General features: G+C 73.1%; 12 protein-coding genes. 5 read left to right on the top strand and 7 right to left on the bottom strand.

The window, feature by feature from the left end; genetic code table 11:
* Positions 1-29: 29 nt before the first annotated feature.
* Positions 30-755, top strand: a complete 726-nt coding sequence (locus ABD830_RS41070; RefSeq protein ID WP_344999588.1) for a hypothetical protein — start codon at positions 30-32, stop codon at positions 753-755.
* A 239-nt stretch (positions 756-994) separates the two neighbouring features.
* Here the strand turns inward: ABD830_RS41070 and ABD830_RS41065 are convergent, their stop codons facing one another.
* The gene (locus ABD830_RS41065) at positions 995-1,450 is read right to left on the bottom strand and encodes a GbsR/MarR family transcriptional regulator (protein WP_344999586.1); all 456 of its coding nucleotides are present in this window, start codon (positions 1,448-1,450) and stop codon (positions 995-997) included.
* A 64-nt stretch (positions 1,451-1,514) separates the two neighbouring features.
* Positions 1,515-2,135, bottom strand: coding sequence for an FMN-binding negative transcriptional regulator (locus tag ABD830_RS41060; RefSeq protein WP_344999584.1), 621 nt, complete (start codon positions 2,133-2,135; stop codon positions 1,515-1,517).
* Between the two features lie 34 nt (positions 2,136-2,169).
* Between ABD830_RS41060 and ABD830_RS41055 the strand changes: the two genes are divergently transcribed.
* Complete coding sequence (locus tag ABD830_RS41055; RefSeq protein WP_344999582.1) at positions 2,170-3,501, top strand: aminotransferase class I/II-fold pyridoxal phosphate-dependent enzyme; 1,332 nt, start codon at positions 2,170-2,172, stop codon at positions 3,499-3,501.
* Between the two features lie 52 nt (positions 3,502-3,553).
* Here ABD830_RS41055 and ABD830_RS41050 read toward each other — a convergent pair whose 3' ends face one another.
* On the bottom strand, positions 3,554-4,264 hold the full coding sequence (locus tag ABD830_RS41050) for a TetR/AcrR family transcriptional regulator (RefSeq protein ID WP_344999580.1): 711 nt from the start codon (positions 4,262-4,264) through the stop codon (positions 3,554-3,556).
* Between the two features lie 102 nt (positions 4,265-4,366).
* Between ABD830_RS41050 and ABD830_RS41045 the strand changes: the two genes are divergently transcribed.
* Both ABD830_RS41045 and ABD830_RS41040 read left to right on the top strand, forming a co-directional pair.
* On the top strand, positions 4,367-5,275 hold the full coding sequence (locus ABD830_RS41045; RefSeq protein ID WP_344999578.1) for an FAD-dependent monooxygenase: 909 nt from the start codon (positions 4,367-4,369) through the stop codon (positions 5,273-5,275).
* Positions 5,276-5,351: 76 nt separating this feature from the next.
* Positions 5,352-5,621 (top strand): hypothetical protein, encoded by a 270-nt coding sequence (locus ABD830_RS41040; RefSeq protein WP_344999576.1) that lies wholly within the window; start codon positions 5,352-5,354, stop codon positions 5,619-5,621.
* 100 nt (positions 5,622-5,721) lie between these two features.
* On the opposite strand, the gene ABD830_RS41035 is transcribed toward ABD830_RS41040, so the two are convergent.
* Positions 5,722-6,180, bottom strand: a complete 459-nt coding sequence (locus tag ABD830_RS41035; RefSeq protein ID WP_344999574.1) for an SRPBCC domain-containing protein — start codon at positions 6,178-6,180, stop codon at positions 5,722-5,724.
* 89 nt (positions 6,181-6,269) lie between these two features.
* Between ABD830_RS41035 and ABD830_RS41030 the strand changes: the two genes are divergently transcribed.
* Positions 6,270-6,971, top strand: coding sequence for a hypothetical protein (locus tag ABD830_RS41030; RefSeq protein ID WP_344999573.1), 702 nt, complete (start codon positions 6,270-6,272; stop codon positions 6,969-6,971).
* On the opposite strand, the gene ABD830_RS41025 is transcribed toward ABD830_RS41030, so the two are convergent.
* Genes ABD830_RS41025 through ABD830_RS41015 form a run of 3 tightly spaced genes read right to left on the bottom strand, consistent with a single transcriptional unit; the run spans position 6,968 to position 13,011 of the window.
* Complete coding sequence (locus tag ABD830_RS41025) at positions 6,968-9,571, bottom strand: LuxR C-terminal-related transcriptional regulator (protein WP_344999571.1); 2,604 nt, start codon at positions 9,569-9,571, stop codon at positions 6,968-6,970. The two genes, ABD830_RS41030 and ABD830_RS41025, sit on opposite strands and share 4 nt — an antisense overlap.
* Before the next feature lie 48 nt (positions 9,572-9,619).
* The gene (locus tag ABD830_RS41020) at positions 9,620-9,781 is read right to left on the bottom strand and encodes a hypothetical protein (protein ID WP_344999569.1); all 162 of its coding nucleotides are present in this window, start codon (positions 9,779-9,781) and stop codon (positions 9,620-9,622) included.
* Positions 9,782-9,816: 35 nt separating this feature from the next.
* Positions 9,817-13,011, bottom strand: a complete 3,195-nt coding sequence (locus ABD830_RS41015) for an AfsR/SARP family transcriptional regulator (RefSeq protein WP_344999567.1) — start codon at positions 13,009-13,011, stop codon at positions 9,817-9,819.
* Positions 13,012-13,039: the final 28 nt, after the last annotated feature.

Raw genomic sequence — 13,039 nt, 5'->3', positions numbered from 1 at the left:
TCCGCGTCGGGCTCGATACCGTGCTGCCGGTGAAGATCCAGAAGGTAGGGGCGAGGCCGTTCCTCGTCGCCGGGACGGCGATGATCACGGCTCTCGCGGGGATGACCGGTCCGGCCCGCGCGGGGGAGAACTACGGTCAGTACTCCCTGTTCGCGGAGCGCAGTGCCGGGCAGCACTGGGCCGACGGGCAGGTGGGCGGGCAGTGGGCGTGGAAGCCCCTGTCGTCCACGACATCGGAGATCAGCTGGGGCGACCCGAAGGCATGGCCGCCGGACTACGCGGAGAAGTTCGTCCGCGACGGCGACTGGCTGATGCTGGACGGGTGGCGGGGCAACGGCACGTACTACACGGTGAGGGTCACCGAGGAGCAGATCGGCGACGCGACGTGCGGCAACCTCCGTACGTTCGCCACCTCCGGACAGCAGCACTACGTGAAGTGGGACATCCCCGCGCAGGGATACTGCCTGAAGGCGTGGGGGACGATCACCGAGCAGTCGTCGGGCAAGGTCGTCGACTTCGGCCACACCCAGATCTGGTCGCCGCCCGCCCCCTGCTCCAACCGGTATCTCGGCGCGAAGACCTGCGTCAAGCAGTGGGAATCCTGGTGGGACAACCAAGGCGAGCCGGGCAAGCCGATCACCAGGAAGCTGGAGCGTGACCAGTACATCGCCCGCGGCCTCGGCATGGCGTTCAAGATCCAGCAGTATTTCCCCAAGGACTGGCTGTCCGAGGCCCGCTCGTACTGGCACTGGTGATCCACAACAAGCCGTCTTCATCCACAGGGTGTGGGTAACGGTTTGTGTATCGGAGCGTGGAGGGTTCCCGGGTGGCACGAGGAGTCCGTCAGGCCCTGCTTTTACGGCATCTGCCGGGGTTGGAGCCTCGTGGGGCCATCAGCGGGCGGGCGTCGGGCGGCGCGGATACGGGCCGCGCGCGGCTGAAGTTATCCACAGGGCGAGCCGGTTATCCACAGTTGTGGAGCCCGCTCAGGGCGTCAGCCGGAGGCCTGGTCGAGGACCTTGGCGAGGGAGGCGATGGCCTCCCTCGCCGACTCGATGCGCCTGGCCTGCGCCTCGTCGGTCCAGCCGAGCCGCAGGCCCTCCTCCGCCAGCTCGTCGAACGCGGTGAACGCGGCGAGCTTCTGCCGGATGACCTTGGACCAGGCGTCGTCCTCGATCTGGTAGTAGACGTTCCGCTCCCCGGGCTTGCGGAAGCGCCGGATCAGCTTGACGGACGTCAGGAGATGCATGTTCGTCGTCAGCGACGCGCGGCTCGCGCCGATGGCCTCGGCGATGTCGCTCGCGGTCTGCTCCGGCGGGTCGCAGGCCATGAGCCAGCCCAGGACGCGGCCGGTGATCGGGGCGAGCCCCCACTCCTGGGAGACGAACGCCGCCACCCGCTCGACCCACGCGAGCACCTGCTCGCGATCGGGGCCGTCCTGCGCAGTCATGCCGTCATCTTAACGTTCAGTCTGGTGACCAGCAATTTCACATGAAACTAAATTAATTGGCACTTTACCGGGTCATCCGCCTGATCAGCTGCGCCTTCGCTCCCTCGTCCCCCGGCAGGCCCCGGCCGGTGAGCGCGTCCCTGATCCGCTCGCGGAGCTCGACCGGCCGACGGTCGTCGTACTTGAACTTGGCCCGCACGTCCACCACCTCCAGCCGCAGCCCCCGGATCGCCGAGAGCATCCTGCGGTACGGCCCGGCGTCCGCGGCCATCTCGCCGTACCCGCCGTCGGGCTGGTGGTGGGCCAGTTGGCGGCGGAGGATGTCGGCCTTGCCCTCCCTGTCGTCCACGATCCGCGCCCGGCACGTGAGCTGAACCGCGGCGTAGTAGCTGGTCGGCACGCCGTCGTCGGGGGAGTCGGAGCGCCAGGTCGAGGGGATGTAGGCGTAGTCGTCGTGCACGCTCACCACCGTCGCCGGGTTGGCCTCCAGCGCCGCCCAGATCGGATTGGGCCTGGCCAGGTGGAGCACAATCTCCTCGTCGCCGTCGAACAGGAAATGTGTCGGCACCACGACCGGCGGGCCGCCGTTCACGCCGTTGGCGGTGAGCTGGCCGAAGTCACGCGTACGCAGCCAGGTCTGCCATTCGCCGGTGTCGTCTGCCGCGTCCCAAGGATGAATGAGCATCCGTACCTCTTTGTATTAGTACATAATGGATTTTGTGTCAGAAACGTACCTGATTAGCGGTGGGACGGCCAGCGAGATAGCGGCCGGGGTCGAGCTCGCCGTGTCCGAGGGGCGGCTGCCACCAGGCGCGATGCTCCCCCCGGTGCGCGAGGTGGCCGCCGGCGCCGGGGTCAGCCCCGGCACGGCGGCGGCCGCGTACCGGCTGCTGCGCGAGCGAGGCGTCATCGAGACCGCCGGGCGGCGGGGCACCCGGGTCAGGCCGCGCCCGGCCAGCACGTTCCGGGAGGAGATCCGCATCGAGGTGCCCCCGGGCGTGCGCGACCTGTCCAAGGGCAACCCGGATCCAGCTCTCCTGCCGCGGCTGGGCGACGCCCTCGCCGCCGCGGCCCGCGCACACGAGGAGCGGCCCGCCATGTACGGCACGGGCGACGACGAGGAGCTGCTCGCCCTGGCCGGGGAGCGCATGCGCGCGGACGGCATCCCGGACGCGCCGGTGGCGGTCACCTCGGGCACCCTCGACGCGGTCGAACGCGTGCTGGCCACCTACCTGCGCCCCGGCGACGCGGTGGCCGTGGAGGATCCCGGCTGGACGGCCCTGCTCGACCTGGTCGCCGTCATGGGGCTGCGTCCCGTGCCGATGCGGCTCGACGACGAGGGTCCCCTGCCCGCGGAGCTCGCCCGGGCCCTGCGCGCGGGCGTCCGCGCCGTGGTGATCACGGCCCGCGCCCAGAACCCGACCGGCGCCGCCGTCTCAGGCGAACGCGCTCATGCCCTGCGCGAGCTGCTGGCGGCCTATCCGGACGTGCTGCTCGTCGAGGACGACCACGGCTCCGGCTTCGTGGACCTCCCGTTGCACCCGCTGGCGGGCATCACGCAGCGCTGGGTGGTCACCCGCTCGACGGCCAAGGCCTTCGGCCCCGACCTCCGCGTCGCCCTGATCACCGGTGACCCGGTCACGCTCGACCGCCTGCGCGGCCGCCAGCGGCTCGCCGCCGGCTGGGTCAGCCACCTGTTGCAGCGCGCCGTCGCGTACCTCTGGAAGACGGGCGCGGTGGACACGGCGGCGGTGGCGGCCTCGTACGCGCGGCGCCGGGACGGACTGGTGACGGCCCTCGCCGGGCGCGGCATCCGCGCGCACGGGCGCAGCGGGCTCAACGTGTGGGTCCCCGTCGCGGACGAGGCCACCGCGATCACCCGCCTGCTGGCCCGCGGCTGGGCGGCCGCACCCGGCGCGCGCAACCGCATCGGCACGCCACCCGCGCTGCGCGTCACCGTCGCGCTCCTGCGAGCCGACGAGGTGGACCCGCTCGCGGACGCCCTCGCCGAGGCCGTACGGCCTGGCTCACGCGGCGGCCCGTACGGCTGACCGGCGTGGCCTCAAGCGTCGCCTGACGGGTCGGGGATGCCGGCCTCGGCCCTCAGGCGTCGCCTGCCGTCTCCGGGATGCCGGCCTCGGCGCGGTCGGCGTCGACCACGTCACCGAGGAGGGTGGCGACGGCGGTGGCGAGATCGCGCAGCGCGGCGTCGGAGGGAGCCGCCTCGCTCTCGAACGCCCGCAGCACCGTGCCGGCGAGCAGGTCGGCCCGCTGCTCGCGCCCGTCCTCAGGGGCGCCGCCCTCCGCTCGCAGGAAACCCTCGAAGGTCGCCTGGTAGGCGTAGCCGAGCTGGTCCAGGCCCAGGTCGTCGCGGAGCAGGCCGTGCTCGGCGAGCAGCTCCAGATAGCCGCGCGCCATCTTGACGTGCCGCTCCTCGCGGTCGGGGGAGCCGGTGAGCTTGCCGAGCAGCTCGGGATCGGCGAGGAGGAAGCCCAGCAGCAGCCGCCTGGAGGCGATGGCCAGGAAGTAGGCGCGGGCGAAGCGGTGCAGCCGGCATGCCTGGGGGTCGTCGGCCAGCACCTGCCGTACCTGATCGATCGCCGAGCCGACCTCGCGCGTGAGAACGGCCCCGAACAACTGCTCCCGCGTCTTCCAGTGCAGGTAGACGGTGCCCTTGCCGATGCCGGCCCGGGCGGCCACGTCGTCGATCGTCACCCGCCGGTAGCCGTGGAGCAGGAGCAGGTCGGCGGCCACATCGAGGATCCGCTTCGCGCGTTCGGCCCGCTGGCGCGGGTCTCGGAGTCGTTCGCTCACACTCAGCATTATGACACATAAGAAGTAGTTGACGAATTTTCATAATCAGTCATAAGTTGAGAGCCGTCACCGAGACGAGAGGAGCACGTCAACACCCGTGCCATGCAGCGGGCCGGCGGCAGTCGCGAGGTCGAGGTGACGCGTACCGACCTGGCTGCCATCCTGTACGAGGCCGGCCGCGACTCGGCCGAGTACCTGTTCGGCGACACCATGACCGCCATCCGCCAGGACGAGACCGGCGTCGAGGTCATTTTCGACCAGGCCGCGCCGCGCCGGTTCGACCTGGTGATCGGCGCCGACGGGCTGCACTCGATGACGCGCCGGCTGGCCTTCGGCCCCGAGAGCGCCTTCGTCCGCCACATGGGCCTCTACGTCGCCACCATGCCGCTGGACGGCCCGGCCGAACAGCAGAGCGAGGTGGTCATCCACAACTCTCCCGGCCGCATGGTCGCCATCCATCCGGTCCGTGGCCGCGCCCTGGCCGCCTTCATCTTCCGCGCCCCGGCCGTCGAAGGCTTCGACCACCGCGACACCGAGCAGCACAGGCGCATCCTCGCCGACGCGTACGCCGACGCCGGCTGGCAGGTGCCGGAGCTGCTGGAGCGGGCACGGAGCGCCGAGGATCTGTGGTTCGACTCGGTCAGCCAGGTGCGCATCGACCGCTGGCACGACGGGCGCGTGGCGCTGCTGGGCGACGCCGCCTCGTCGGTGTCGCTGTTCGGCGACGGCTCCACGCTGGCCATGGCCGGCGCCCACACCCTGGCCGAGGAACTGGCGGCCACGCCCGCCGATCCCCAGGCGGCCTTCGCCCGCTACGAGGCCGCGCACCGTACCCTCGTCGGCCCCAGACAGGACAACGTCGCGGCGGCGGCCGCGCTGATGGTCCCGGCCACCCGGATCGGTATCGACACGCGTAACCTGGCCTCCCGGCTCTGGCCCGCCGCTGCCGCCGTGAGCTGGGTGCGCAACCGCCTCACCCCGCGCCGGGAGCTCGAGGCCGCCGCCGCCTGATCCTGGCTCGCGGATCTTAGATCGGTGTTATGCCCGACCTTTTATGGTGACGCCCAAAGAGATTCCGGGAGCTGCCATGTCACAGCGGAAGGTGAAGCGTAGGCGCGCCGCCCTGCGGCGCGAAGAAGCGGTGCGGCAGGAGCACCGCAGACGTCTGAGACGAAGGCTCTGGTACGGCACCGCCGCCGTCGTCGTGACGATGGTGATCGCCGTGGCCGGAGGGCTATGGCTCACCTCCGTCGACACGCCGAACAAGGCCTCGCCGGCCGCGACCGTCTCCATCACCCCTACCTCGGCCTCGCCCACCGCCAGCCCGTCGCCAAAGGCGACGACGTCCAAGCGGTGAGGCGTCCGCACGCCGCTGCTTGATCTACGCAATGGCCGTTCGGCAAATTCAGGGCCTGGGCCGTGAAAGGCGGAGAATCCCGCGGTGGCGACGGCTGAAGTCATTCAGCCTCGACGAGCGCGGCCAGGTTCGCCAGTGCCATCCGCGTGCCGCTCTCGTTGTCGGCGGCAGGGACGACGTCAGGGATCCCGTCGTGCACGATGACGACCTCGGTGCCGCCGTCGGCGTCGGTGAGCGTCGTCGTCATCGTCATGGTCCCGCCCAGCGCGGGATCCGCTGTCTCGAACTCGAACACCTCGACCACCCGCTCGCCCGGAACGAGCTCCGCGAAGTGGCCGTGGTAGGTGTCGGTGTGCGATCCCGACTTGCCGGCCGGTCCCGGCGCGTCGTAGGTGAGCGAGACCCGGAACGAGCCGCCTTCGCGCGCGTCGAACTCGTGGACCTGGCTGCTCATACCCGTCGGCACCCGCCATTTCGCGATCGCGTCCGCGTCCACGAGCGCCTGGTAGACGTCCGAACGCGGCGCGTTCACGTACTGAGAAACCCGCGTCGAGTACATGTCGCCGACATTACCGGCGAACCGCCGTCACGTCCCGCCAGGCGAAGGCGGATAGACCATAATGGCGGCCGATGCCGAAAATTCGGGAATTGTCGGAATATGCGGCGGCGATCGCGCCCGTCATCGACGCGGCCCACGTCAACGTGCATGCCTCGGCTCGCAGAGCGGTCACCGAACTGTCCGAGTCCTCCGGTGTGAGCCTTGGATTCCTGTCCGACCTGCGGTTCACACTGCCGCTCCGCTCACTGACCCGGACCGACCTCGCCACGATCTACCGGTACGGGGACGCCGGCGGGCGCGAGCCCGGCATCCAGGAGCACCTCCGCGAGGGCACCCTGGCCGAGGACGGTGACGGGGTGCTGCGGGCGACGACGGCGGGGCTGGAGTTCATCCGGCGCCTGTACGAGGTGCACGGCGCCGTGGCCGAGCGGATCTGGGCCGGGCACGACCTGGCCAAGCTGGCCGGGCTCACGGGCCGGGTGCTCGATCATGCCGAACGCGTGCCAGGAGGCGCCCTGGCGCTGATGGCGCCTCCCTATGAGCCCGCCGGAGCCGCCCCCGGCGTGCTGCTGTTCAACCGGCTCGCCGCGCTCCGGTATCACCGCGCCGACGCGCATGCCGTGGCCTGGCAGGCGGAGGGCCTGTCCGCGGCCGGGATCGTCGGCCTGCGGGACGGGCCCGTCCGTGCCCGGATCGAGGCGGACACCAACCTGCGGGCCGCCGCGCCGTACGAGATCCTCTCCGAGGACGAGCGGCAGACCCTGTACGACGGCCTGCTGAAGCTCATCTAGAGCGACGCCAGGAGCCGGCCCACCTGCGTGCGGTCGTTCACCCCCAGCTTGTCGTACGCCGCCTGCAGGTGATTGGCCGCCGTGCGCGTGGACAGCGTCAGCCGGTCGGCGATCTGCCGGTTCGTCAGGCCGGCCGCCGCGAGCTGCACGATCTCCCGCTGGCGTGGCGTGAGCTCGGGCGTGGCCAGCTCCACCAGCGCCGGGGTCGTCACGCCCGGGCAGCGCTTGGCCAGCGCCCACGCCCTGGTCTGCGCGCCCCTGGCCAGGGTGCCGCGGCCCTCGTCGCGGTACGCCGCCGCCTCCTGCGCCGTGGCCTCGGCCGCGTACAGCAGCATCCCCGACCGCTCGAACTCCCCGGCCACCGCCCGCAGCGAAGCCGGATCGCCGACGGCACGCGCGTGCCTCGACAGGAGACCGGGCAAGGGCCCGTCCACCCGGTCCGCCAGCGAGGACAGCCGGTCCGCCGACGAGGGCAGGTGGTCCGCCGCCGGAGCTCCCAGCCGCGCCAGGTCGTGCAGCGCGAACATCAGGCTCCCGTACAGTTCGTGCCGCTCCGCGTGCTCCGCGGCTTCCAGACAGAGCCGTACCGCCCCGTCCAGGTCGCCGTCCGCCGCGGCCACCCACACCGCGGCCTGCATCGCGTGCTGCCGGGTGAACGCCCACCTGGACGCCGCCGCCGAGGCCTCCGCCAGCACCTCCCGAGCCTGCGCCGTCCGGCCCAGCAGCGCCAGCGCGTGCGCCTGCTCGGCCAGCACCCGCCCCAGGTACGGCTCCCGGGCGGGCATCCTGGCCAGGTCGTCCCCGCACCAGCGCAGCGCGCCCGCGACATCGCCGCGCAACCGGCTGACCATCGCCCGGTGGGCCGCGAACCCCGACACCGACAGCTCCGCCGCGGGCAGCTCCATCCCCTGCTCCGCGGTCCTGGCCGCCGCGTCCAGCCGCCCGGAGAACGCCTGCGCGGCACAGAGCGCGTCCAGGAAGCTCGGCAGCGCGTGCGGCGCCTCGTCCCGCCAGCTCTCCAGCCCGCCCAGCGTCCGCTCGGCGATGGCCAGGCCGGCCTCGGCACGCCCCGAGTACCCCGCGACCCACGCCTCCATGGACGCCGCGTGCGCCTCGGCGCGCACCGTCATCGGCCCGAACGTACGGGACCGCGCCAGCGACCGCGCCGCCCCGGTCAGCCGGCCGGCGAAGCAGTCGGCCACGGCCCGGTACACGTGGGCCTCCTGGAGCCAGGCAGGCTCGGTCAGCGTGCGCGCGGCCGCGTCGAGCACCTCGCACGCCTCGGCGTCCGCGCCCGCCCACGCCAGATTGATCCCCAGGCTGAAGGCGTACTGGGCACGGTCGGCCTCGGTGACCGCGTCGCGTGCCGCGCGCCGCAGCGTCGCCAGCGCCGAGTCCGCGTCACCCAGCACCATGAGCACCTCGCCGAGCAGCGCGACCGCAGCCACGCCCGCCCCCGCCTCGATCGCGGCCCGTGCCAGGCGTTCGGCCAGCCGGGGGTCCTGCCTGCCCCAGGCCAGCCGGGCGGCCGACACGAGCCTCTCCGGGGCGGTGGCCGAACCGCTGTCCAGCCGCCACACGGCCGCCCGCAGCTCGTCCTCGCGCCGCCGCAGCCCGCTGGCCTCCAGCGCGTCGGCCAGCATGCGCAGCCGCCGCCGCGTCCGCAACGTGCCGCAGCCGCCGCGTACCACCTCGCCGTAGAGGGGGTGGCCGAGCCGCAGCTGCTCGCGCCTGCCGTCGTCCACGGCGACGATCAGGCCGCGGTCCTCGACCCGCTCGACCGCCCGGGACGAGGTCAGCGACGCCAGCAGCTCCGTGCCCAGCGGCTCCCCGAACGCCACCAGCTCCAGCACCTCGCGCTCGTCCTCGTCGAGATGGCCGATCCGCTCGCCGACAAGCTCGCGCAGCCGGGTCGTCATCGACAGCTCACCCCGCCAGCGCCACTGGCCGTCCCGTTCGGCCAGGCAGCCGCTGCCCAGCCCCGCCTGCACGACCTCGCGCAGGTAGAGCACGTTCCCCTCGCTGACCCGCGCGAGATGACGTACGGTCTCCGCGGCCACCTCGCCGCCGAGCGCGCCCGCGAGCACCTGCCCGACCTCGTTCCCGGTCAGCGGCGGCAGCTCGATCCTGTCGAGCAGCTCGTCCTTCCACAGCGCGGCCACGGGGGCCGGCTGCGGCTCGCCGGAACGTACGGTCACCACGACGCGTGCCGTGCCGCTCTCCACCAGGTAGTGCACCAGCGCCGCCGAGGCCGGGTCCAGCCGGTGCGCGTCGTCCACGCTCACCAGCAGCTCGCTCCGCCGCGCGCGGTCGCGCAGGTGGCGGGCCGCCCAGTGCAGCAGGTTCTCGCCGCCTTCCGGCGGCCCCGTCAGCACGTGCGCGAACGCGCCGAACGGGATCATCGACGCGGTCTCCGTGCCCAGCGCCCGCACCACCACGTACCCCGGCATTCCGGCCAGCGCCTCCGCCGCCAGTCTGCTCTTACCGACCCCGGCCGCGCCGGCGATCATCATGCCCGCTCCCGACCGCACCGCCCCGCGCACGGCCGCCAGCGGCTCCCCTCGCCCGACGAACGGCCAACCGCTCCCCTGCTCGCTCATCGCGCCTCCTCTCGACACCCATCGTCGGGACGGAGGTTTGGGGATGGTTCAGGCCGAATCCCGCTTCAAACCGGCGGCGGTACGCAGCAGCTCCATGAGCGCGTCCGTGCCGACGAACGGCACCGCCTCGCCCCCCACCTCTTCGAGCAGCCCGCGGAGCTGGCCGCCCGATTGCTCGGGCTCGACCAGCCGGACGATGACCGTTCTCATCTGGAAACCATCTCGCCGCCCGGTTCAGGTCTGGTTCAGGCGGGGTACGGGGCGGGCTCGACCTCCAGCTCGCGCATGCGTTCCGCATAGAGGTGATAGCGCCGCCGCGCGTCGCCGCGGCGGCCCGCCCGGTCGAGCACGCGCACCAGGCCGAGGTGGGCGCGCTCGTCGTAACGGTCCCGTTCCAGCAGGCGCAGCCAGTAGCGTGCGGCCTCGTCGTAGCGCCGCTCCTCCGCGCGCGCCGTGGCGAGCCTGGCCGCCGCCTGCGTGTAGGCCAGCCGGGCCTGCTCGCGCAGCCCCACGGCCCAGTCCGCGTACGGGTCCTCCTCGCAGAACTCTCCGCCGTACGCGCTCTCGGCCGCCGCCCACCGCTCCAGCGCCTCGGCCGTACGCCCTGCCTGATCGAGCCGTACGGCCTCAGCCACCAGATCCAGAAATATCTCGACATCGACGTCGACGTTCGACAGGTCCAGCCGCAACGTGCCCTCATCCGAGACCACGATCTCGTCCGCCGGCCTCTCGTGCGCCGGATCCAGCACCGCGCGCAGCGTGGAGACCATGACGTTCAGCCGCCGCAGCCCGACCGCCTCGCCCTCCTGATCCGGCCAGAGGATCTCGACCAGCCGCTCCCTGGCGGTCCCGCTCCCCCTGCGGCTGACGAGGATCTTCAGCAGGTCACGGGCCTTGCGCGACTGCCAGGCCGTACGGGGGACCGGCACGCCGCCGCGCAGCACCCGGAACGTGCCCATGGTCTCGACGACCACTCGGGCGCCCGGCGCGGGAGCGGACCGCACGATCAGCGCGTCGATCCGGTGGTCGAGCGCCCGGCAGCCGATCGCGTGCATGCGCTCGCGCACCCTCGCGGCCACCCCGCCGCCGGTCGCCGGGTCGGTCAGAGCGGCCCTGACCAGCTCGGCCCTGGCCTGCCCGATCGGGTCGCCCAGCATGCTCCACCTGCGTACCGCCTCGTCGGCCAGCCGGGCGTCGCCGTCCAGCTCGGCCCGCAGCTCGGCGACGGCGGCCTGCGCGACGTGGTCCCTGCGGCTGACCGCGACCGGTTCGGCCTCGTCGAGCAGCGCCCTGGCGGCGTCGGGCCGCCCGCCCGCCAGCGCCGCGCGGGCGGCCGAGACCCTGGCGGTCACCCCGGCGATGCCCTCGGTGTGCCGGAGCGCCTGCTCGGCCACGCTGGCGGCCTCTTCGGGGTCGTCGTCGGCGAGGAGCTCGGCCAGCGCGTTGAGCGCGTTGGACACCACCTGAACATCGCCGGGCGGCGCCTCGGCGACGATCCGGCGGTAGATCGCGATCGCCGCCCCGCGGTCGCCGCGCAGCGCCTGGACCTCGGCCAGCCGGAGCAGCCCATACGTGACCAGCCTGGAGCCGATCGCCTCCCACCCGGCCACCGCCGCGGCGGCCTCGGTGGCGGCCTCCTCCAGGCGGCCGAGCCCGATCAGCGCCTTGGCCCGGTTGGCGGCGCTGAGCGCGGCGAAGGGCGCGAACGACACCAGGCCCGACAGCCTGCCCGCCTGGTCCGTCTCGGCCAGGGCCTCGGCGTACGAGCCCTCGTCAAGGTAGCGGGAGGCACGGTTGGCGTGGATGCGGATGAGCTGGACGATGTCGCCCGCGCGTTCGGCGTACTCCAGCGCGCGCAGATAGTGGGCGTCGTTGGCGCGGCGGTCGCCGTCGAGGGAGGCGAGCATGGCCAGCACCGTGTTGGCCTCCGCCAGGGCGCCGGGGTCGCCTAAGGCGGCGGCCTGCTCCATCGCCTTGTCGGCGAGCTCGGCGCAGCCTGCCCGATCGCCCTTCAGCCAGAGCACGGAGGCGGCGGAGGCCGCGCACATGGCGGCGTCGGCGGGCGGGAAGCCGTACTTGTGGCCCTTGTGGTACATGGCGAGCGCGACGTCGTACTCGCCGCGCCGGTGGTCGATGAAGCCGAGCCGCCTGGCCACGGACGCGTCGAACGCCGGGCCCTCGGCGGCCTGGGCGAGCAGCTCGCGGGCGCGGGTCCAGTGGCCGCGGTTCTGCTCGGCGACGCCGGCCAGCTTGACCATCGGGGGCGAGTGCCTGGCGGCCTCGGGCAGCAGCTCCAGTGCCGCGAGCACGTCCCCGCGCTCGGCCAGGCGCAGGCCGTACGAGTCGAGGAGCGCGGCCGCCAGGCCCGCATGCTCGGTCGCGACGGCCGCGCGCAGGGCCAGCTCGGGCCGGTCGCGCTCGACGTACCAGCGGGACGCGACCGCCGCCACGTCGTGGGCCTCGTTCCTGTCCAGCGGGGCGTGCTTGGTCAGCACGTGCCTGCTGGTAGAAGTCAGGCGGTGGCCGTCCTGGCCGGCTTCGAGGAACAGGCCGCGGCTGGTCAGCGAGTCGAGCGTGTCGGGCGGCGCACCGAGCGCGGCCGCCAGCTCGGCGGTCAGCACGGGCAGGACGGTGGCGGCACGCAGCAGCTCGCGCATGGCCGGCGGCAGGTCCCTGAACGCGGCGAGCGTGAGGCGTTCGAGCGTGGCGGAGTTCGCGGCCAGGCCGGCGGCCGTACGGGGCCAGCCGGAGGGGTCCTCGCGGGCCAGTGTGTCGAGGGCGGCCCGCACGGCGGCCGGCCAGCCGCCGCAGGCGTCGTGCAGCGTGGCGGCGACAGCCGTGCCCTGCTCGCCCAGCCGGTCGTGTGCCCAGGCGGCGGTCTCGTCCGGGGTGAGCGCGAGGTCCGTCGCGTCCAGGTCGAGCACCTCGTGGTCCTGACGCAGCCGGGCGGTCGGGAACGGCAGCGGCGTCCGCGACGCGGTGACCAGGTGCAGATGTCTGGGTGCGGCGCGGACCAGCGTCTCCACGTAACGGACGGAGCCCGGCGCGCCGGCGATGGCGTCGACGTCGTCGAAGACCAGGGCGAGCCCGCGCCGCAGCCGCCTGGCCAGCGCCTCTGCCAGCGCGCCCGCCAGCGCCGACGCCCTGGCCAGTTCGTCGGCGTCGGGACCGAGCGGGGCCCCCGCGGCGGTCACCAGGTCGGCGGGCAGACCGGGCACCTTCTCCGACAGGGCCGACGCGACCGCTCCGGCCAGCGTGGGCAGGTCGCGGTCGGCGGGCCCGAGCCGGTGCAGCACGGCGCCGACGGCCTGACTCCAACCCGCCAGAGCGGTCGACTTCCCGTAGCCTGTAGTTGCGACGAGCGAGGTGAGCCTGTACGTAAGTGCCCCGTCGAGCCGCCGGTCGAGGGCGGGACGGGGTCGCACCCACCCTCGGTCCACCCCCGCATGCTACGCCGGGGGTTCGCCA

Source organism: Nonomuraea helvata, assembly GCF_039535785.1.
Taxonomy (GTDB): domain Bacteria; phylum Actinomycetota; class Actinomycetes; order Streptosporangiales; family Streptosporangiaceae; genus Nonomuraea; species Nonomuraea helvata.
Note: the sequence above shows the minus strand (reverse complement) of the source record. Positions and strands in the feature narration are given on the sequence as shown.